The organism is Serratia sp. CY74737 (genome assembly GCF_052166775.1).
In the GTDB taxonomy this organism is placed as follows: Bacteria; Pseudomonadota; Gammaproteobacteria; order Enterobacterales; family Enterobacteriaceae; genus Serratia; species Serratia ureilytica.
Genome location: NZ_JBJNOF010000007.1, coordinates 251,963 through 270,825 on the forward strand (window position 1 = coordinate 251,963; position 18,863 = coordinate 270,825).

The following is an 18,863-nucleotide window of genomic DNA, read 5'->3' on the forward strand; positions in this document are numbered from 1 at the left end:
GCCTCACCCGCGGAACCGATACTGCTCGATCGACGACGGGTGCATCTCGATCGAGTAACCGGGCCGGCTCGGCGGCATGTAGGCCGCGCCGTTGATCACGCAGGGATCGACAAAGTGTTCATGCAAATGATCGACGTACTCGATCACCCGCCCTTCGTGGGTGCCGGCGATGCACAGGTAGTCGATCATCGACAGGTGCTGCACGTATTCGCACAGCCCGACGCCGCCGGCGTGCGGGCAGACCGGCAGCTGGTATTTGGCCGCCATCAGCATCACCGCCAGCACTTCGTTGACGCCGCCGAGACGGCAGGCGTCGATCTGCACCACGTCCACCGCGCCGCGCATGATGAACTGCTTGAACATGATGCGGTTCTGGCACATCTCACCGGTGGCCACCTTGACCGGCGCCACCCCTTCGCGGATGCGGCGATGCCCTTCCACGTCGTCCGGGCTGGTCGGTTCTTCGATAAACCAGGGGTTGGCGAACGCCAGATGTTTCACCCACGGAATGGCTTCGCCCACCTCCCACACCTGGTTGGCGTCGATCATCAGCCGGCGATCCGGGCCGATCACCTCACGGGCGATGCGCACCCGGCGAATGTCGTCTTCCAGATCGCGCCCGACCTTCAGCTTCAGGTAGGAGAAACCGGCGTCGACCGCTTCCTGGCACAGACGGCGCAGCTTGTCATCCGGGTAACCCAGCCAGCCGGCGGAGGTGGTGTAACAGGGGTACCCTTCCTGCAGCAGCCGCTCCAGGCGCCGTTCTTTGCCCTCGGCCCGCTGTTTCAGCAGCGCCAGCGCTTCCTGCGGCGTGATGCAGTCGGTGATGTAACGGAAGTCGATGCAGCGCACCAGTTCCTCCGGCGTCATCTCTGCCACCAGCCGCCACACCGGCTTGCCGACCGATTTGGCCCACAGATCCCACACCGCGTTGACCACCGCGCCGGTCGCCAGGTGAATGGCGCCTTTGTCCGGCCCGATCCAGCGCAGCTGGCTGTCGCTGGTGAAGCGCCGCCAGAAGGCGCCCATGTCGGCGGCGATATCCTCCAGCCGCTCGCCGACGATCTGATGCTCCAGCGCGCGGATCGCCGCGCAGCAGATCTCGTTGCCGCGGCCGATGGTGAACGTCAGCCCGTGGCCGCTGAGATCCGTGCGATCGGTCTCCAGGATCACGTAGGCGGCGGAATAATCGGGATCCGGATTCATGGCGTCGGATCCGTCCAGCCCCAACGAGGTGGGGAAGCGAATGTCTTCAACCCGCAGTGCGGTAATGGTGGTCATGGCGGCGCTCCCGGTTAAGCCTGTACGGTTTGCTGGCGCTGTTCGCCCAGCCCTTCGATGCCCAGACGCATCGTCTGGCCCGCCCGCAGATAGACGGGCTGCGGTTTCTGCCCCATGCCGACGCCCGGCGGCGTACCGGTGGAGATCACGTCGCCCGGCTGCAGGCTCATAAAGCGGCTGAGGTAGCTGACGATTTGCGGAATGCGGAAGATCATGGTGCTGGTGTTGCCGTCCTGATAGCGCTTGCCGTCCACCTCCAGCCACAGGTTCAGGCTGTGCGGATCGGCGATTTCGTCGGCGGTCACCAGCCAGGGGCCGATCGGCCCGAAGGTGTCGCAGCCTTTGCCCTTGTCCCAGGTGCCGCCGCGCTCAATTTGATATTCGCGTTCGGAGACGTCGTTGATCACGCAGTAACCGGCGACGTGGCACATCGCGTCCGCTTCGCTGATGTAGCGCCCGCCCTGGCCGATCACCACGCCCAGCTCCACTTCCCAGTCGGTTTTCTGCGAGCCGCGCGGGATCTCCACCCGGTCGTAGGGGCCGACCACCGCGCTGGTCCATTTGTTGAACACCACCGGTTCTTCAGGAATGGCCGCGCCGGTTTCCGCCGCGTGATCGGCGTAATTCAGGCCGATGCAGATGAACTTGCCGATGCCGCCGACGCAGGCGCCGAGGCGCGGCTGCCCCTCGACCAGCGGCAACGCGGCGCTGTCCAGCGCGCGCAGTTTGGCGAGCGACGCCGGCGATAACGCGGCGCCGCCCACGTCGGCGATATGCTGCGACAGATCGCGCAGGCGGCCCTGCGCATCCAACATGCCGGGGCGCTCTTGCCCGGGTTCCCCGTAACGTAAAAGTTTCATGCGTTCCTCTCTCAAAAATGGCGGCTCAGTTGCTCCAGCCGCCGTCGATGATCTGCACCGTGCCGGTGGTGTACGAACTGGCGTCGGAGGCCAGATACAGCGCCAACTGGGCGATTTCCTCGGTGGTGCCGATGCGCCCGATCGGCTGGCGGGCGACGAACGCCTGATACACCTCTTGCTCGCTACGCCCCTGCTCGCGCGCCTGCTCGGCGATGCGCTGACGCAGCGACGGCGATTCCACCGTGCCGGGGCAAATGGCGTTGCAGCGGATGCCCTGGGTGACGTAATCCGCCGCCACCGAGCGCGTCAGGCCAATCACCGCCGCCTTGCTGGCGCCGTAGGCGAAGCGGTTCGGCACCCCTTTCACGCTCGAGGCCACCGAGGACATGTTGATGATCGAGCCTTTGCCGCGCGCCAACATGCCCGGCAGGAAGGCGCGGATCATGCGGAACATTGCGGTCACGTTGAGATCGAGCGCGAACGCCCACTGATCCTCGCTGCAATCGAGGATCGATCCGCTGTGCACCACACCGGCGCAGTTGAACAACACGTCGATCGGGCCGATCGCTTCCGCCGCCGCCGCAATGGCGGCCGGATCGGTGACGTTCAGCGCCAGCGCGCGGATCCCGGCGCAGCCCTGCAGGCGCTCGAGGTTGATGTCGCTGGCGATCACGTCGGCGCCGGCGGCGGCGAACAGCCTGGCGGTGGTGAATCCGATCCCTTGCCCGGCGGCGGTGATCAGTACGCGTTTCCCGGTTAAATCCATCTTGACTCCTCGGCCTAAAGGTCTAATGGTCAGGCCACTAAAGGCGGTTAAAGGTCAGGCCTCTAACATGACAAAAGACGCTTTACGCGTTATCGTTGGGGGAAGAAGTTAATAAAAACAGCCTTGAAACCGCATTTCAATTAACCATTTTTTTACACTTGAATAACGATTACTCAAGCGCCTTGTCGCATAATTGTGCGCCAAATCACTGAACGCCGAATCGTCAAAGGTCAAAAATGCCGATTACCCGACTGGAAAACCCAAGGATTTACAGACAGATAGCTGACCAGCTCAAACGTCTTATCGAGAACAACGAATTTCCGCCGGGCAGCCGCCTGCCCTCGGAGCGCGATCTTGCCCAGCAGTTGCAGGTCAGCCGCGCGTCGGTGCGCGAGGCGCTGATCGCGTTGGAAGTGATTGGCCTGGTGGACGTCAAGGTGGGCAACGGGGTGATCGTGCGTTCGCAAACGCCGCCGCCAGCGTCGCAAGAACCGGTCATGGCCCAGGCCGGCCGCAACCAGTGGGCGGAAATCGACGACGAACTGAATATCGAGCTGGATTTCAACGCCGAGCTGCCGCCGTTTTCACTGCTGCAAACCCGCCTGTTGATCGAACCGGAGACCGCCGCGCTGGCCGCGCGCCACGCCACCGACGAAGAGCTGGCGGGCATCCGCGCCGCCTATGAGCAGAACTGCCGCGATAACCGGGCCGGCTCCGCCACCCACCCCGGCGATCGGCTGTTCCACATCCGCATCGCCCAGGCCAGCGGCAACCCGGCCTATGCGTTCATCATCGGGCACCTGCTCGGCCACCGTTACGGCAGCATGTTCCGCGTGCTGCAGCGCCACTATACGCCGGACGACATGCCGCACCGTTCCGAGCTGGAACACCGGGCGATCCTGGCAGCAATTGAAGCGCGCGACGTGCGCGGCGCCCGCAAGGCGATGAAGGCACACCTGGACGAAGTGATCGCCATTTTCGCCCGCGCGCAATAGGCCGCGGCGGTTAAAAATTTTTATCGCCACCGCTCTTTTTTCTACATGCAGCAGGGGCCTGGGGGCATTACACTGGGCGACGAATAACGCCCTTTCCCGCTGCATTGTTAAATGGATAACGACCGTTGAAGAACTCTGTCTCCGCTTTATTGCTGGCGCTGGGCCTGTGCGCCGCGCCGCTGGCCGTGCAGGCCGCGCCCCCGCAGCTGGCTTCGCAAATCGTCGACCAGTATGCCGAACATATTTTCTACAACAGCGGCGCCACCGGCATGGCGCTGGTGGTGATCGACGGCAATCAAGTGGTTAACCGCAGCTTTGGCGACACCAAGCCCGGCAACAACCTGCGCCCGCGCCCGGATTCGCTGATCCGCATCGCCTCGATCACCAAGCTGATGACCAGCGAAGTGATGGTGAAGATGGCGGCGGAAGGCCAGGTCAAGCTGACCGACCCGCTGCGCAAATACGCCCCCAAGGGCGCCTATGTGCCGGCTTACAACGCCGGCCAGCCGATCACCTTATTGAACCTGGCGACCCACACCAGCGCGCTGCCGCGCGAGCAGCCGGGCAAGAAGCCGCCGAAAACGCCGGTGTTCACCTGGCCGACCAAGGCCCAGCGCTGGCAGTGGCTGGCGCATGCCAACATCACGACGCCGCCGGGCGTGCACGCCACGTATTCCAACCTGGCCTATGATCTGCTGGCCGACGCGCTGTCGCGCGCCGCGGGCAAGCCATACAACGCGCTGCTGAAAGAGAAAATCACCGCACCGCTCGGCATGGTCGACACCACGCTGACGCCGAGCCCTGAACAATGCTCGCGCCTGATGGTGGCGGCGGCCGGCCCAAGCGCCTGTCGCGACACCACCGCCGCGGCCGGCAGCGGCGGCGTCTACTCCACCCCGCGCGACATGCAGCGCTGGATGCAGCAGTTCCTCTCCTCCAGTGCCAGCGGCCCGCGCAAAGCCACCGCCGCCAGCGAGCAAACCATGTACTTCCAGCGCCACGATCTGGTGTCGCTGAAGGGCATGGACGTGCCGGGGCAAGCGGATGCATTGGGATTGGGCTGGGTGTATATGGCGCCGAAGGACGGGCTGCCGGGCATCATTCAGAAGACCGGCGGCGGCGGCGGATTCATCACCTACATGGCGATGATCCCGGCGAAAAACGTCGGGGTGTTCGTGGTGGTGACCCGTTCGGAGCTGAGCAAGTTCACCAACATGAGCGATCCGGTCAACCGCCTGGTGAGCGATCTGGCGGCCAACAAGAGTTGAGATGAGGGGCGCAGCTGGCTGCGCCCCCAGGCGTCAGGCCGGCACCGCCATCTGATGAATCACCGGATGGAAGTTGCGCTTGAAGTAGATCAGGCCGTTGCCCGCTTCGCTCAGCGCGATCTGCTTGATCTGCACCAGGTACATCTGGTGGGTGCCGATGCTCTGGATCTGCTCGATCTCCCCTTCCAGGCTGGCCAGGGTATTGCGCAGCACCGGCTGCCCCAGCGCGCCGAGCTGCCACTCTTCCAGCCGGAAACGATCTTCCATGCTGACGCCGGTCATGCCGGCGAAGTGGCGCGCCATCAGCTCCTGCTCGTGGTTAAGCACGTTGACGCACAGCCTGCGGTTTTCCTGAAACACCGGGTTCATCGCGCTGTTGCGGTTGATGCACACCAGCAGCGTCGGCGGCGTATCGGTCACCGAACACACCGCCGTGGCGGTGATGCCGCAGCGCCCCGCCGGGCCGTCGGTGGTGACGATATTCACCGCCGCCGACAGGCTGGCCATGGCGTCGCGAAAGCGCAGCCGCTGTTCATTTTCCTGAGACATACAACCTCCTCCTGAATTACTTCAGCAGATTATCCAACTGATTAATATCGTCATTGTTCCGCAGGTGCGGCACCTTCCAGCCGTGCTGATCGTAATCGGCCAGGCACTTGTCGACCATCTGCATCATGCGATCCATGTTGCCGGATCCCTGCGCGTGGCGCAGGCACTGCAGGCGGATCTCATCCTGGCTGCCGGCGTAGTTGATCTCATACAGCTCGTGGCGCCCGCCGAACTCGCTGCCGATCGCATCCCACATCAGTTTGAGGATTTTGATGCGCTCGACGTGATCCATGCCGTCCGATCCGCGCACGTAGCGCGCCAGGTACTTGTCGATCTCCGGGTTGTTCATGTCGCGCACGCTGGACGGCAGGTAGATCAGGCCGCTGGTGACGTTCTTTTCGATGATGTGTTTCACCTTGGTGTAGGCCATCGGCGCCATCACGCGGTAGGTTTGCAGCGCGGCGGAATCCGGCAGGTAAGCGCCGTTTTCCCATTGCGTGGCTTCGGCGCACATCGCGTCGCTCAGCGACCAGAACAGGTTGCGCCAGGCCACCACTTCGCCCAGATCGGCCTGTACGCCGCGGAACTCCAGCACGCCGGTGCACGAGAGGCTCTTTTGCAGCAGCGCGGTGATGAAGTCCATCTTCACCGCCAGGCGCACGCAGGCCTGCAGCGGGAACAGCCGGGCGAAACCGCCCTGGGTGCTCCAGCGGCGACAGCGGTCGAAATCGCGGTAGATCAGCACGTTTTCCCACGGGATCAGCACATGATCCATGATCAGGATGGCGTCGTTCTCGTCGAAGCGGCTGGTCAGCGGGTAGTCGAACGGCGAACCGGTCGCGCCGGCCACCAGCTCGTAGGAGGCGCGCGAAATCAGCTTCACCCCTTCGGCGTCCATCGGCGCCACGAACATCAGCGCGAAGTCCGGATTATCGCCCATCACCTGCGCCGAACCGAAGCCGATGAAGTTGTAGTGGGTCAACGCCGAGTTGGTAGCCACCACTTTGGCGCCGCTGACGATGATGCCGGCGTCGGTTTCTTTCTCCACCTGAATGTAGACATCCTTCACCTCGTTGACCGGCTTATGACGATCGATCGGCGGGTTGACGATAGCGTGGTTGAAATAGAGCCCGGTTTCCTGAATGCGTTTGTACCAGTGGCGCGCGTTGTCGGCGAACTGGCCGTAGAACTCCGGATAAGCGCCCAGCGCGCAGCCGAAGGCCGCCTTATAATCCGGCGTGCGCCCCATCCAACCGTAGCTTTGGCGCGACCAGTCGGCGATGGCGTCACGCTGCTGGCGCATCTCTTCCGGGCTGCGGGCATAGCGGAAGAACTTGTGGGTGTAACCGCCGTTGCCGGTGTCGGTATTCCAGCACAGGCGATCCTGGCTGGCCGGATCGTGCAGCGCGTCGTACAGCTGGCCGACCGAGGCCGCCGCATTGCGGAACGCCGGGTGGGTGGTGACGTCTTTTACGCGTTCGCCGTAAATGTAGATTTCGCGGCTGTCCTGCAAACTTTTCAGGTACTCGGCGCCGGTGAACGGACGCTTGCTGTCGGCACGAAAGTCTTCTGGTTTCATCGGGTCTTCCTCGTAATCGGCATTTTTCAGGCCGTGGAGTCGGCCATTTGTTAAAATAATGTTTTCTTTTGGTTGCTTAATTGAAGCTGCCAAAGCCGGTTTCGAGAAGAGACTTTTGCGGCAATCGCCGGTACTTTTCAGGTCAGTTTGCCGCTTTCGCGGCAAACTGTGATCGCGGTTACGAAAGGGCGTGTTGCGCCGCGCGGTAGGTTGAAGGGGAACAGCCTTCCAGCCGATTGAAAAAACGGGCGAAATAGGCCGGATCCTTGAAGCCGAGGCTGTAGGCGGTTTCATGCACCGTGCAGGCGCTGAACAGCAGCATGCGCTTAGCCTCGCGCAGCAATCGATCGAAGATTAGCCGCTTGGGCGGCCGGTTGGCGAAGCGCCGACACAGGTCGTTGAGCCGCGATTCGGTCACGCCCAACGCCTGCGCATACTCCGGCACCGGCAGATGCTCGCGGAAACGCTCGTCCACCATCTTGTTGAAGCGTTGAAACAGCTGCAGTTCGCCGCGCACGCCGCTGTTGGCGCTGTCTTCCAGCGCGGTGTTGCGCAGCAGCAACGTGAACACCGCCTGCGCCAACAGCGCCAGCGTCTGTTCGCGCCCGGCCAGGTTCTGCGCGAACTCGCGGCGGATCAGCGCCCAATAGTGGCTGAGCGCCGTCAGCTCCTGCGGCGCATCGGCCAGCGACAGGCAGATGCCCGGCATGTCCAGCGCCAGATTGCTGCCGGGATACAGGCGCTCCAGCAGCGGCCAAATCAGCTCCTGACGCACCGTCAGCACGTGGCCGTCGCTGTCCGGTTCGGTAAAGAACGCATGCGGCACCGACGGCGGCGTGAGGATGAACAGCGGCGCCTGCACCGAATAGTGCTGATCGTCGAGCTGCAGCTCTATCTTGCCGGTCTCCAGAAAATGCACCTGGAAGAAGCAGTCGTGCCAGTGCACCTGCATGTCGCGGCCGAAGAACGCCGCCAGCCCGGCGAAGGTTTCGTAGTGCACCTCGTCGGCGGCGTAGCGCGCGTCATACTCTTTGCAAATATCGATGTTGGCGATAAAACCGGTACTTTTCCGCACCTCATTACCTCCTGCAATCCTGCCTATCTGCGTATCAAGGCGTCGCTCTCGGGCGCGAATCCTTCATCGGGATGCGCCACACCAGCACGGCGCCGACGATCAACAGCGCCGAGACGAAATACAGCCCGGAGTTGAAGCTGCCGGTCATGTCCTTGAACCAGCCGATCAACAGCGGGCTGAGCGCCGATCCGATATTGCCGGTGGCGTTGATCACGGCGATCCCCACCGCCCGCGCTTCCAGGCTGATCGACTGATCCGGCGTGGTCCAGAAGATCGCCATGGCGGTAAAGGAACCGACCGACGCCATCACGATCCCCAGCAGTTGGATCAGGCTGTGATCGGTGGCGGAAGCCAATAGCCAGCCGGCGGCGGCGAACAGATACGGCAGCGCGGTGTGATGCTTACGCTCCTGCAGCCTGTCGGATCGTTTGCTCCACCACACCATGCCGGCGATGGTGCAGATCTGCGGGATCGCCGCCAGAATGCCGATCGTCACGTTGCTGCTGCCCTGGTTGAAGCTCTGCAGGATCTGCGGCGTCCAGATGTTGATCGCGCTCAGGGTGTTGGTCAGACAGAAATAGGCCAGCGTGTACATCAGCACGATCGGCGTGAAGATCTCGCGCCACAGGCTGCGCTGCTGCAGCGCGCGGTGGCTGCTCGGCCCGTTGGGTTGCACCAGCTGCAGCTTGTCGGCCTCCATCATCGCCTTCAGGCTGGCTTTTTCCTCGTCGGTCAGCCACTTGGCCTTGGCCGGGGTGTCGTCGAGGTAGAACCACACCACCACGCCCAACAGCACCGACGGGATCCCTTCCAGCAGGAACAGCCACTGCCAGCCCTTCAGGTTCATCACCCCGTCCAGCGCCAGAATATAGCCGGAGACCAGCGAACCGATCGCCATGGTCACCGGCATGGCGATCATGAACAAGGCGTTGGCCCGGGCGCGGTAAAACGCCGGGAACCAGTAGGTGAGGTACACCAGAATGCCCGGCAGGAAGCCGGCCTCGGTGATGCCGACGATCATGCGCAGCACATACAGGCTGGTCGGCCCGGTGGCGAACATCGTGCAGGTGGAGGCGATGCCCCACAGCACCATGATGGTGGCGATCCAGCGCCGCGCGCCGACCCGGCTCAGCATCATGTTGCTCGGAATGCCGAAGATCACGTAGGTGGCGTAGAACAGCGTCGCCGCCAGCCCGAACATGGTCGAGCTGAGGCCGAGATCCTTGCCCATCGTCAGCCCGGCGAAGCCGATGTTGATGCGGTCGAGGAAAGAGAAAACAAACAACACGAACAGGAAAATAATCAGGCGCCGAAACAACTTTTTAATCACCGATTGCTCGGCGGCGGTTAACGCTTTATGTTGCTGCGCCGGGTTGGCCGGCGGCAGCGAATCGACGTGGTTCATGGTTCAGTAGACTCCCGATGAAGGCGCTTGCGCCCCGCCCTGTTTGAACTCGTTCGCCAGGGCTTCCGCCGCCCGCGCCAGCAGGGTGGTATCCACCCCTACCGCGACGAACAGCGCACCGGCTTCCAGATAGCGCTGCGCCAGCGCCTTGTTGGCCATCAAAATGCCCGGCGCCTTGCCGGCGGCGCGGATGCGCGCAATGGCGTCATCGATGGTGCGCTGCACCTCCGGATGCTGCGGATTGCCGGCGAAGCCCATGTCGGCGCTGAGATCCGCCGGGCCGATAAACACGCCGTCCACCCCTTCCACCTGCAGGATCGCCTCCAGGTTTTTCACCGCCTCGCGGGTTTCAATCTGCACCAGCACGCACATCTGCTCGTCGGCCTGCTGCAGGTAATCGGGCACCCGGTTCCAGCGCGAGGCGCGCGCCAGGGCGCTGCCGACGCCGCGCACGCCATGCGGCGGATAGCGCGTGGCGCGCACCGCGTCGCGCGCCTGTTCGGCGTTCTGAATCATCGGGATCAATAAGGTTTGCGCGCCGACGTCCAGCAGCTGCTTGATGATCACCGCATCGTTCCACGGCGGACGCACCACCGGCTGACTCGGGTAAGGGGCGACCGCCTGCAGCTGCCCCAGCACAGTCTGCACGTTGTTGGGCGCATGTTCGCCGTCGATCAGCAGCCAGTCGAAACCGGCGCCGGCCAACAGTTCGGCGCTGTAGCTGCTGCACAGCCCGAGCCACAGCCCGATCTGCGGGCGTTTTTCCTGCAGCGCTCGCTTGAAGTGGTTAGTTAACATCGTATTCTCCCTGACAAGCGGGCGCGGCGCGTGGCCCCCGCCCGGTTATTGCGGCTCGGTTCGCCGAGCCTGCTTATTAGACGAAGCGGCAGCTGATGCAGCCCATCGGGCCGTAATCGACGTGGAAAGTATCGCCGCGCCGCGCCGGCACCGGCCGGGTGAAAGAACCACCGAGGATCACCTGCCCCGCTTCCAGCTCCACCTCATACGGCGCCAGCTTGTTGGCCAGCCAGGCCACGCCGTTGGCCGGATGATTGAGCACCGCCGCCGCCACGCCGGACTCTTCAATCACGCCGTTGCGGTACAGCAGCGCAGAGATCCAACGCAGATCCAGCGCATCCGGCTTGATCGGCCGCCCACCCATCACCACCCCGGCGTTGGCGGCGTTGTCGGAGATGGTGTCGAACACCTTGCGCGGCCGCTGCGTCTCGGGATCGACGTTGTGGCTGCGCGCGTCGATGATCTCCAGCGCCGGAATGACGTAGTCGGTGGCGTTGTAGACGTCGAACAGCGTGCAGTTCGGCCCGCGCAGCGGCTTGGCCAGCACGAACGCCAGCTCCACCTCCACCCGCGGCACGATGAAGCGATCGATCGGAATATCGCTGCCGTCGTTGAAGAACATGTCGTCCAGCAGCGCGCCGTAGTCCGGTTCGGTGATCTGTGAGCTGACCTGCATGGCGCGCGACGTCAGGCCGATCTTGTGGCCTTTGAGCGCACGCCCCTCGGCGATCTTCAGCGCCACCCACTGCCGCTGAATGGCGTAGGCGTCTTCGATGGTGATCTCGGGATGATCGAGCGACAGCGCGCGGATCTGCTCACGACTCTTTTCCGCCTGATGCAGGCGCTGCACGGCGCGGTTAACCTGCTCTTTATCCAGCATTTACGACCCCTTATTCACGCTTTATTGAACAGCGCGTGGACATTGTTCTGTTTGTAATTCAGCACCGGATCCAGCTCTTCCATGGTGAAAGAGAGCGCCAGGTAACGCTGCGCCATCAGCGCGGCGAAGTGTTCCTTGATCAGCGCAAACAGCATCTCGCCCACCTGCTGACGGCTTTCCAGACTGCGGCCGTGGCCGATTTTCAACGTCATGTGCACGAAGGCGTAATCCTGCTTGCCGTCGGCCATCTGCCAGGTATCGAGCCAGATGGCCCGGCTGCGCACGCCGGCCAGCGGGAAGATGCCGGTCGCCGCCAGCGCCTCGTTGACCTTGGCGAACAGGGTGGGCAAATCCGCCTCGCGGCGGATGTTGTCGGTACATTCAGCGTAAAAATGGGGCATTCACACACCTCAGGCTTCAGCGGGCAAAGGGAACACGGCGTTGACCTGCCCGGTGCCGGAACTGGCGAACAGCGGGGTGATGAACTCCACCTTGCCGTCGTATTTGTCCCAGCCGAGCAGGCCCAGCAGCATCACGGTGTCGTGCATGTTGCCTTCGCCGTAGCAATAATCGGCATACTCCGGCAGCATTTCGCAGAACTCGCGAAAGCGCCCCTCTTCCCAGAGCTTGACCACCCGTTCGTCCATTTGCTGGTCGAACTGACGGGTGTAGCTGTTCATGCCCTCTTCGGCGCGCTGATCGTCGATAAAGCGGTGCGACAGCGAGCCGCTGGCCAGCACCGCCACGGTGCCGTCGTATTTCTCGATGGCGCTTTTGAGCGCCTCGCCCAGCCGGCGGCTGTCGGCGAAGTCATGCACGGTGCAAAACGCCGAGATCGACACCACCTTGAAATGCTTGTCGGCATTCATGTAACGCATCGGCACCAGCGTGCCGTATTCCAGCTTCAGGCTCGGGATGTCGTGCGCCTTGGCGCGTACGCCCCGCTTGCAGGCTTCATCGGCGATCAGCTGGCCCAGCGCCGGGTTGCCGTCGTAGTCGTAAGTCATGTCGCGGATGAAATGCGGCAGCTCGTTGCTGGTGTACACGCCGGAGAAATGCGCGCTGCAGTTGATGTGATAGGCGCTGTTCACCAGCCAGTGGGTGTCGAACACCACGATGGTGTCGACGCCCATCTCGCGGCAACGCGCGCCGATCTCTTTATGGCCGTCGATGGCCGCCTGCCGGCAGCCAAAGTTTTTCCCAGGGATTTCCGACAGATACATCGATGGCACATGTGTAATCTTGGCGGCTAACGCTAACTTACCCATAAGTCCTCACATGAAACAAAAATGATTCCGTGAACGATGCCGGGGTCTGATTAAACACCCCAGCGTGGGATCGGGTGATCACCCATGGAAATGCACACGTTCTTCATCTCGGCGAACACTTCGAAGCTGTATTCCCCGCCTTCGCGGCCGGTGCCGGAGGCTTTCACGCCGCCGAACGGTTGGCGCAGATCGCGTACGTTTTGGGTGTTGACGAAAACCATGCCCGCTTCAATGCCGCGGGCCAGGCGCAGAACCTTGCTCACATCCTGCGTCCAGATGTACGACGCCAGGCCGTACTCCACGTCGTTGGCCATGCGCAGGCCGTCTTCTTCTGATTTGAACGGCAGCAGGCAGGCCACCGGCCCGAAGATCTCCTCCTGCGCCACGCGCATCCGGTTGTCGACATCCGCCAGCACCGTCGGGCGCAGGAAGTTGCCGTGGCTCAAGCCGGCCGGTTTATCCGGGCCACCGGCCAACAGGGTCGCCCCTTCCTCCACCCCGAGGCGGATATAGCCGGAGACTTTTTCCCAGTGCTGCGGGCTGATCAACGCACCCACCTGGGTGTTGGGATCTTGCGGATCGCCGACGCGCAGACGGTTGGCGCGCTCGGCGAAACGTTTGACGAATTCCGGGTAGATGCTCTCCTGAATGAAGATGCGTGAACCGGCGGTGCAGCGTTCGCCGTTGATCGAGAAGATGGTGAACAGCGCGGCGTCGAGCGCCCGCTCGATGTCGGCGTCTTCAAAGATCAGCACCGGCGACTTGCCGCCGAGCTCCATGGAGAATTTCTTCAGCCCGGCGCTTTCAATGATGCGCCGGCCGGTGGCGGTGCCGCCGGTGAAGGAGACCGCGCGCACGTCTTTATGGCGCACCAATGCGTCGCCGGCGGTGGCGCCGTAGCCCTGCACCACGTTCAGCACCCCGGCCGGAATGCCGGCTTCCAGCGCCAGCTCGCCCAGGCGATCGGCAGTCAGCGGCGACAGTTCGGACATTTTCAGCACCGCCGTGTTGCCCAGCGCCAGGCAAGGCGCGGTTTTCCAGGTGGCGGTCATGAACGGCACGTTCCACGGCGACACCAGCGCGCATACCCCCACCGGCTGCACCAGCGTGTAGTTGAGCATCTTGTCGTCCACCGGGTAGGTCTTGCCGTTCATCTGCTGGCACACCTCGGCGAAAAATTCGAAGTTGTGCGAGGCGCGCGGGATCAGCACGTTTTTGGTCTGATGGATAGGCAGACCGGTGTCGGCGGTTTCCATTTCGGCGATCTGCGGCACGTTCTGGTCGATCAGTTCACCCAAACGGCGCATCAGGCGCGCGCGCTCTTTCATCGGCGTATTCGCCCACTTGGGGAACGCCTCTTTCGCTGCGGCCACCGCCTGGTCTATCTCCAGCTGGCCGCCGGAGGCCACTTCCGCCAGCACCTCGCCGTTCGCCGGGTTGGTGGTGGTGAAATACTCTTTGCTGGCGACGTTCTTACCGTTGATCCAGTGGTTGATGGTTTTCATCGCAGGCTCTCCTCGTAATCTTTTTCACTGATAATGTGGTTAACCAAACGGCCGATACCTTCGATCTCCACCACCACTTCGTCGCCCGGCTGCACGTCGGCCAGCCCTTTCGGCGTGCCGGTGGCGATCATGTCGCCCGGCTGCAGCGTCATGAATTCGCTCAGGTAGGCGATCAGGAACGGAATGTCGAAAATCATGTCGGCGGTGCTGCCGCGCTGGCGCAGCTCACCGTTGACGTAGGTGCTGAGCGCCAGCCGATGCGGATCGGCGACGTCGTCGCGATCGACGATATACGGCCCGATCGGCGTCAGGGTGTCGCGGCTCTTCACCCGCAGATTCGGCCGGTAGTAGTTCTCCAGGTAGTCGCGGATGGCGTAGTCGTTGCACAGGGTGTAACCCGCCACATACTCCATGGCGCGCTCGCGGCTGACGTTGCGCGCGGTCTTGCCGATCACTGCCACCAGCTCGGCTTCGTAATGCATGTACTCCACGCCGGCCGGACGCACCGACACCTGACGGTGGCCGGTCAGGGTGTTCGGCGCCTTGAGGAACACCAGCGGCTCTTCCGGTGCTTTAAATTCCAGCTCGCTGGCGTGGTCGGCATAGTTCAGCCCCAGGGCGAACACCGTGCCCTGCGCCGGCGGCAGCCATTCCACTTCACGCTCCTGCAGCACCTCGCCGTTCGGCAGCGTGACGCGCAGCTGGTCGTCTACCTGAACGTTGACGATCTGGCCATGATGGCGAATACGGGCATGTTTCATGATGCGGCTCCTGCCTGAGTGACGCGGTTGGTCAACGTGGGCAGGCCGGCGGCGCGCACCGTCACCTCATCCCCCGGTTTGATCGCCACCCGCTGGTGCGGGGTGCCGATCAGCACCGCATCGCCCGGCTGCAGGGTGATGAAATCGCTGATGGCGGCGATCAGCTCAGGTACCGAGCGCACCAGATCGGCGGTGGACCAGCGATCCTGCTCCACGCCGTTGATCTCGGTGACGATCTCCAGCCGATCGGCGTTCTCCAACTGCCCCATCTCCCCCAGCGGGCAGAAGCCGTCGCGGCATTTGGCCTTGATCGCCGGGCGATAGAAGCTGCTCTCCGGCAGGCTGACGTCGTTGGCCAACGCGTAACCGGCCAGATAACGGCTCACCTGCGCCGCCGGCACCTTGCGCGCGGTGTCGCCGATGATCACCGCCAGCGTGCCGCCGCTCTGCACGGTTTCACCGGCCGGAAACGGGATCGCCCCGCCGTTGGCGAGGTGGGTATTGCGCGGTTTGATAAACCACACCGGGGTTTTGGGCGGGGTTTGATACGGCGGCTGGTGAAACGCCTGATCCCAGGCGTCCAGTTGGCTGCGGTGGTTCAGCGCAACGGAAAATACGGTGCCTTTCATGCGAACTCCTCCAATGGCAAAAACATGACAACCGGCATTCATTAATATATTAATGATTACTTTTATACGCTGTGCAGCTTTTACGCAACGCGCTTGGAGTGATTTGTGATCGTGATAACAAAATATTCACAAATTACGAACATTAGCGTGATTATTCAATGCATTAACCATTTTTCACGCCATTTTTAGCTGCGCCTCGCATTTTTGCTTTATCCCTACGGGTAACTTTGGCTACTATTAAGTTATTAACAAAATCGGGCTTTGCGGGGCAGGCGCCCCCATAACGAGCGCCGTAACAACGAACACCTTGATAGCTAAGGCCAAACTTATGCATGAATCGTTAACCATCGCCCTGCTGCAGGCGCGTGAAACCGCCATGGGGTTCTTCCGCCCGATCCTGAAAAGCCACAATCTCACCGAGCAGCAGTGGCGCATCATCCGCGTGCTGGCCAACAGCCGTTCGATCGAATTCCACGAACTGGCGGCGGAAACCTGCATCCTGCGTCCCAGCCTGACCGGCATTCTGTCGCGCATGGAGCGCGATAAGCTGATCTTCCGCCTTAAACCGGTCAACGATCAGCGCAAGCTGTACGTGTCGCTGACCCAGCAGGGTCAGGAGCTGTATGAAGTGGCGCGCCATCAGGTGGAACAAGGCTACGCCGAGATTGAATCCGCCTTTTCGCGGCAAAAAATGGACCAGCTGATGACGTTGCTGGACGAGCTGATCACCCTGGGCGACAGCCTGCCCGCCAACGTCACCGCGCATCCCGCCAAGAAGTGACGCCACTGGCCGGAATACGCCATTGACAACTGACTATGCGGCTAACCTTTACCCAAGAAAAAGCCCGAACTCGTCGGGCTTAGAGGGATAAATTGCCGTTACATTTTGAACGGTGGGACAGCCGCAGGCTTATCGTAGAGTTGCCTTTGCACGGTAGTCAGCAACTCGCGCAACGTAGTCTCAAGATATTGCATAAACTGCGGCTGACTGATGGTGCGCTCATAAACCTCAACGGGCAGGAATCGCCTCATTTCAGCCTGGAGTTCCCTGCTTTCGATAATGACGTTTAAGGTACCGATGCGAGCCTGTAGCAGCGCTTCAAACTTGGGACCCAGGCCATAATCGGCCAGCTTTCTTGCCACCAGCTCCGCATCAACATCCACATTTTGCTGCTTTAACCAAGCCAGATCCCAGATGTCGCGATAGCGGATGCGGCGCGTAGTCGCAGGCAGGGAAACGAGTTTGTCAGCCATAATTTCATTCAATGTCTCAACCTGAACAATCAAATCAGAATAACCGTCCGGCAACTGAGAATAATTCCTTATCAGCATCCGTGGATCGCTCGTATAGGCTGGAATATTGGCTATCTCGATTTTGATACGTTGCTTCGGTAATTCTTTTCGTTCCGGGAACGTCGTCACCGACATCTGCCATTTGTCCACGGTAACATCAACGTAGTCAGGCTCCCGTCTCAGTTCCGCAGGCTCTTTAACCGTCACTGCCAGGCCATACCGACTTCCGACATAGCGCTCAATGCACGCCTTAATTTCCTTCATGTTTGCAGAGCAGAAATGACGGCCTCCCGCAAAGTCCAAGTCCTCGCTGAAGCGGTTAGAGCCGTAGCACAGGCGCAGCGACGTGCCCCCCTGAAATATCAGAGACTTTAAGAATCCCGCATTCGCGAGCGCGTACAAAATGTCATAATGCAACAGCTCCTTTTCCACCACGGGCCTGACGGACGCCAGATTACCTGACCTGACGATGTCATCGACCAGCTGATTAAAATCGACGGAATCAGACATCAGTCAGCTCTCCCTGTTGAATGAGGTGCGTATTCCTCCCGACCCGAAACAGATCTTTTATCGCCGTTTCTTTCGTCGCGATGCGGAGCGGGCCCCGGCCTTCAAGGCTGCCTCGAAGAATATCGATGGGTTTCTTGCTGGTATGGGTGATTTCGATAACGCCCCAGAGCGTGACGAATTCACCAGAACGGCCGGTAGACATGATAGTGAGTCTATCGATAGGAATCTGTGAGATGACGCCGTACTGAGATAAAGCAGATTCCAAGCTGATATAATTGTATTCCCCCCGCCGGAGGTTGATCGCGATGCTCTCAAGAGGGTACCCCCCCAGAGAAGCCCGGCCGTTCGCATAAACGCCCTTCGCCACTCGCGTAAGGATACCGGCAGCCACTAAACGATCGACTGATTTTTGCAATGTTCGCGGCGACTCGGCAGGGAAAAGGGTGGCGAGATCTTGAGTAAGAAAAATGTGCTTTCCCAACCTGCTGAATTTATCCAGCGTATTGATGGCTGTCATTTTATCCACAGTATCGCTCCTGCTAACCTCCCCGATTTGGGGGTGATTATGTATAGATACAATAACAATAACATCTTAACAAATAAACCCCTTAAAAGGGGTTTATTTGTATACATAAAAAATCTTATAAATCAGCGGTGAGCATTCGTTTCCGGCAACAGCGCGCCGCCGTCCACCACCAGCGTCTGGCCGGTGATGTAGGCCGCCGCCGGCGAGGCGAGAAACACCATCGCCGCGGCGATGTCTTCCGGTTCCCCCAGCCGCCCGAGCGGCACCGCGGCGGCGATCGCCTGATTCACCTGCGCGTCGCCCAGGTTGGCCATCGCCGGCGTGCGGATCATCCCCGGCTCCACGCCGTTGACGCGAATGTTCTCCGCCGCCAACTCCAGCGCCGCCGCGCGAATAAAGCCGTTTACCCCGGCCTTGGAGGCGGCGTAATGCGCCAGCCCCGGATACGCCACCCGCGGGCCGGTCACCGACGAGGTCACCAGCAGGCTGCCGCCGCCGGCGCGGCGCATCCACGGCAGCGCCGCCTGCGCCAGAAAGAACGGCGCCATCAGATTGACGCTCAGCGTGCGTTGCAACAGGGCCGCGTCGATGGCGGCGAACGGCGTCAGCGGAAAATAGGCGGCGTTGTGGATCACCACGTCCAGCCGTTGGTGCCGCTCGCCCACCGCCGCCACCAACTCGGCAATCTGCCCCGGCTCGGCCAGATCGCAGGCCAGCGCCTGTACGTTCCCCCCTTCGCCCCGCAGCGTTTGCGCCGCCGCCTGCGCCTGCGGCAGCTGCACGTCCGCGATCGTCACCTCGGCGCCCAGCCGGGCAAAGGCGCTGACGATCGCCAGCCCAATGCCCTGCGCGCCGCCGGTCACCAGCACCGCCTGCCCGGCGAAGGCCTCGGCCGCATAGGTTGCGCTCATCGGC

The 18,863-nt window shown here is 61.9% G+C and carries 20 protein-coding genes; 3 read left to right on the forward strand and 17 right to left on the reverse strand.

The window, feature by feature from the left end; translation table 11 throughout:
- Nucleotides 1-3: 3 nt before the first annotated feature.
- From ACJ8PE_RS12505 to ACJ8PE_RS12515, 3 genes are read right to left on the reverse strand one after another with little or no spacing between them, the layout of a single operon-like run.
- Nucleotides 4-1,281 (reverse strand): L-fuconate dehydratase, encoded by a 1,278-nt coding sequence (locus ACJ8PE_RS12505; protein ID WP_147880115.1) that lies wholly within the window; start codon nucleotides 1,279-1,281, stop codon nucleotides 4-6.
- A 14-nt stretch (nucleotides 1,282-1,295) separates the two neighbouring features.
- Nucleotides 1,296-2,141, reverse strand: coding sequence for a fumarylacetoacetate hydrolase family protein (locus tag ACJ8PE_RS12510; protein WP_197793633.1), 846 nt, complete (start codon nucleotides 2,139-2,141; stop codon nucleotides 1,296-1,298).
- A 25-nt stretch (nucleotides 2,142-2,166) separates the two neighbouring features.
- On the reverse strand, nucleotides 2,167-2,907 hold the full coding sequence (locus ACJ8PE_RS12515) for an SDR family oxidoreductase (protein ID WP_033651365.1): 741 nt from the start codon (nucleotides 2,905-2,907) through the stop codon (nucleotides 2,167-2,169).
- A 236-nt stretch (nucleotides 2,908-3,143) separates the two neighbouring features.
- Here ACJ8PE_RS12515 and ACJ8PE_RS12520 point away from each other — a divergent pair, with 236 nt between their 5' ends.
- Both ACJ8PE_RS12520 and ampH read left to right on the forward strand, forming a co-directional pair.
- Nucleotides 3,144-3,902, forward strand: coding sequence for a FadR/GntR family transcriptional regulator (locus tag ACJ8PE_RS12520; protein ID WP_033641770.1), 759 nt, complete (start codon nucleotides 3,144-3,146; stop codon nucleotides 3,900-3,902).
- 125 nt (nucleotides 3,903-4,027) lie between these two features.
- Complete coding sequence (gene ampH, locus ACJ8PE_RS12525) at nucleotides 4,028-5,170, forward strand: D-alanyl-D-alanine-carboxypeptidase/endopeptidase AmpH (RefSeq protein WP_197793635.1); 1,143 nt, start codon at nucleotides 4,028-4,030, stop codon at nucleotides 5,168-5,170.
- A gap of 33 nt (nucleotides 5,171-5,203) precedes the next feature.
- Here the strand turns inward: ampH and hpaC are convergent, their stop codons facing one another.
- The 11 genes from hpaC to ACJ8PE_RS12580 form a co-directional block, all read right to left on the reverse strand.
- Nucleotides 5,204-5,719: a 4-hydroxyphenylacetate 3-monooxygenase, reductase component gene (gene hpaC / locus ACJ8PE_RS12530; RefSeq protein ID WP_016929186.1), complete on the reverse strand. Its 516-nt coding sequence runs from the start codon at nucleotides 5,717-5,719 to the stop codon at nucleotides 5,204-5,206.
- Nucleotides 5,720-5,735: 16 nt separating this feature from the next.
- Nucleotides 5,736-7,298: a 4-hydroxyphenylacetate 3-monooxygenase, oxygenase component gene (gene hpaB, locus ACJ8PE_RS12535; protein WP_004933158.1), complete on the reverse strand. Its 1,563-nt coding sequence runs from the start codon at nucleotides 7,296-7,298 to the stop codon at nucleotides 5,736-5,738.
- Nucleotides 7,299-7,476: 178 nt separating this feature from the next.
- Nucleotides 7,477-8,373, reverse strand: coding sequence for a 4-hydroxyphenylacetate catabolism regulatory protein HpaA (hpaA, locus tag ACJ8PE_RS12540; RefSeq protein WP_004933161.1), 897 nt, complete (start codon nucleotides 8,371-8,373; stop codon nucleotides 7,477-7,479).
- A gap of 34 nt (nucleotides 8,374-8,407) precedes the next feature.
- Nucleotides 8,408-9,778, reverse strand: a complete 1,371-nt coding sequence (gene hpaX / locus ACJ8PE_RS12545; RefSeq protein ID WP_021505400.1) for a 4-hydroxyphenylacetate permease — start codon at nucleotides 9,776-9,778, stop codon at nucleotides 8,408-8,410.
- Nucleotides 9,779-9,781: 3 nt separating this feature from the next.
- Nucleotides 9,782-10,576: a 4-hydroxy-2-oxoheptanedioate aldolase gene (gene hpaI, locus ACJ8PE_RS12550; RefSeq protein ID WP_033641769.1), complete on the reverse strand. Its 795-nt coding sequence runs from the start codon at nucleotides 10,574-10,576 to the stop codon at nucleotides 9,782-9,784.
- Nucleotides 10,577-10,652: 76 nt separating this feature from the next.
- Entirely contained in the window at nucleotides 10,653-11,456 is an 804-nt protein-coding gene (gene hpaH, locus ACJ8PE_RS12555; protein WP_033641768.1) for a 2-oxo-hept-4-ene-1,7-dioate hydratase, read from the reverse strand.
- Between the two features lie 14 nt (nucleotides 11,457-11,470).
- Entirely contained in the window at nucleotides 11,471-11,857 is a 387-nt protein-coding gene (locus ACJ8PE_RS12560; protein ID WP_004933172.1) for a 5-carboxymethyl-2-hydroxymuconate Delta-isomerase, read from the reverse strand.
- A gap of 9 nt (nucleotides 11,858-11,866) precedes the next feature.
- A complete protein-coding gene (gene hpaD / locus ACJ8PE_RS12565) occupies nucleotides 11,867-12,724 on the reverse strand; it encodes a 3,4-dihydroxyphenylacetate 2,3-dioxygenase (RefSeq protein ID WP_015376537.1) in 858 nt (285 codons plus the stop codon).
- Between the two features lie 50 nt (nucleotides 12,725-12,774).
- Nucleotides 12,775-14,229, reverse strand: coding sequence for a 5-carboxymethyl-2-hydroxymuconate semialdehyde dehydrogenase (hpaE, locus tag ACJ8PE_RS12570; RefSeq protein ID WP_033651367.1), 1,455 nt, complete (start codon nucleotides 14,227-14,229; stop codon nucleotides 12,775-12,777).
- Nucleotides 14,226-14,990 (reverse strand): fumarylacetoacetate hydrolase family protein, encoded by a 765-nt coding sequence (locus ACJ8PE_RS12575; RefSeq protein ID WP_016929192.1) that lies wholly within the window; start codon nucleotides 14,988-14,990, stop codon nucleotides 14,226-14,228. Before ACJ8PE_RS12575 ends, hpaE begins: the two co-directional genes overlap by 4 nt.
- Nucleotides 14,987-15,619 (reverse strand): fumarylacetoacetate hydrolase family protein, encoded by a 633-nt coding sequence (locus ACJ8PE_RS12580; protein ID WP_033651368.1) that lies wholly within the window; start codon nucleotides 15,617-15,619, stop codon nucleotides 14,987-14,989. The genes ACJ8PE_RS12575 and ACJ8PE_RS12580 overlap by 4 nt, the downstream gene beginning before the upstream one ends.
- A gap of 328 nt (nucleotides 15,620-15,947) precedes the next feature.
- Between ACJ8PE_RS12580 and hpaR the strand changes: the two genes are divergently transcribed.
- On the forward strand, nucleotides 15,948-16,400 hold the full coding sequence (hpaR, locus tag ACJ8PE_RS12585) for a homoprotocatechuate degradation operon regulator HpaR (protein ID WP_033651369.1): 453 nt from the start codon (nucleotides 15,948-15,950) through the stop codon (nucleotides 16,398-16,400).
- 98 nt (nucleotides 16,401-16,498) lie between these two features.
- Here the strand turns inward: hpaR and ACJ8PE_RS12590 are convergent, their stop codons facing one another.
- The 3 genes from ACJ8PE_RS12590 to ACJ8PE_RS12600 all read right to left on the reverse strand — a co-directional run bounded on the left by ACJ8PE_RS12590 (nucleotide 16,499) and on the right by ACJ8PE_RS12600 (nucleotide 18,859).
- Nucleotides 16,499-17,422, reverse strand: a complete 924-nt coding sequence (locus tag ACJ8PE_RS12590; RefSeq protein ID WP_197793638.1) for a nucleotidyl transferase AbiEii/AbiGii toxin family protein — start codon at nucleotides 17,420-17,422, stop codon at nucleotides 16,499-16,501.
- Nucleotides 17,415-17,948, reverse strand: coding sequence for a type IV toxin-antitoxin system AbiEi family antitoxin (gene abiEi, locus ACJ8PE_RS12595; protein WP_197793639.1), 534 nt, complete (start codon nucleotides 17,946-17,948; stop codon nucleotides 17,415-17,417). Before abiEi ends, ACJ8PE_RS12590 begins: the two co-directional genes overlap by 8 nt.
- 122 nt (nucleotides 17,949-18,070) lie before the next feature.
- Nucleotides 18,071-18,859, reverse strand: a complete 789-nt coding sequence (locus ACJ8PE_RS12600) for an SDR family oxidoreductase (protein WP_404769014.1) — start codon at nucleotides 18,857-18,859, stop codon at nucleotides 18,071-18,073.
- Nucleotides 18,860-18,863: the final 4 nt, after the last annotated feature.

What these genes read in the sequence shown, in the direction of transcription:
- ACJ8PE_RS12505 (WP_147880115.1), bottom strand. Translation starts at nt 1,281, where the DNA reads ATGACCACCATTACCGCACTGCGGGTTGAAGACATTCGCTTCCCCACC.
- ACJ8PE_RS12510 (WP_197793633.1), bottom strand. Translation starts at nt 2,141, where the DNA reads ATGAAACTTTTACGTTACGGGGAACCCGGGCAAGAGCGCCCCGGCATG.
- ACJ8PE_RS12515 (WP_033651365.1), bottom strand. Translation starts at nt 2,907, where the DNA reads ATGGATTTAACCGGGAAACGCGTACTGATCACCGCCGCCGGGCAAGGG.
- ACJ8PE_RS12520 (WP_033641770.1), top strand. Translation starts at nt 3,144, where the DNA reads ATGCCGATTACCCGACTGGAAAACCCAAGGATTTACAGACAGATAGCT.
- hpaC (WP_016929186.1), bottom strand. Translation starts at nt 5,719, where the DNA reads ATGTCTCAGGAAAATGAACAGCGGCTGCGCTTTCGCGACGCCATGGCC.
- hpaB (WP_004933158.1), bottom strand. Translation starts at nt 7,298, where the DNA reads ATGAAACCAGAAGACTTTCGTGCCGACAGCAAGCGTCCGTTCACCGGC.
- hpaX (WP_021505400.1), bottom strand. Translation starts at nt 9,778, where the DNA reads ATGAACCACGTCGATTCGCTGCCGCCGGCCAACCCGGCGCAGCAACAT.
- hpaI (WP_033641769.1), bottom strand. Translation starts at nt 10,576, where the DNA reads ATGTTAACTAACCACTTCAAGCGAGCGCTGCAGGAAAAACGCCCGCAG.
- hpaH (WP_033641768.1), bottom strand. Translation starts at nt 11,456, where the DNA reads ATGCTGGATAAAGAGCAGGTTAACCGCGCCGTGCAGCGCCTGCATCAG.
- ACJ8PE_RS12560 (WP_004933172.1), bottom strand. Translation starts at nt 11,857, where the DNA reads ATGCCCCATTTTTACGCTGAATGTACCGACAACATCCGCCGCGAGGCG.
- hpaD (WP_015376537.1), bottom strand. Translation starts at nt 12,724, where the DNA reads ATGGGTAAGTTAGCGTTAGCCGCCAAGATTACACATGTGCCATCGATG.
- hpaE (WP_033651367.1), bottom strand. Translation starts at nt 14,229, where the DNA reads ATGAAAACCATCAACCACTGGATCAACGGTAAGAACGTCGCCAGCAAA.
- ACJ8PE_RS12575 (WP_016929192.1), bottom strand. Translation starts at nt 14,990, where the DNA reads ATGAAACATGCCCGTATTCGCCATCATGGCCAGATCGTCAACGTTCAG.
- ACJ8PE_RS12580 (WP_033651368.1), bottom strand. Translation starts at nt 15,619, where the DNA reads ATGAAAGGCACCGTATTTTCCGTTGCGCTGAACCACCGCAGCCAACTG.
- hpaR (WP_033651369.1), top strand. Translation starts at nt 15,948, where the DNA reads ATGCATGAATCGTTAACCATCGCCCTGCTGCAGGCGCGTGAAACCGCC.
- ACJ8PE_RS12590 (WP_197793638.1), bottom strand. Translation starts at nt 17,422, where the DNA reads ATGTCTGATTCCGTCGATTTTAATCAGCTGGTCGATGACATCGTCAGG.
- ACJ8PE_RS12600 (WP_404769014.1), bottom strand. Translation starts at nt 18,859, where the DNA reads ATGAGCGCAACCTATGCGGCCGAGGCCTTCGCCGGGCAGGCGGTGCTG.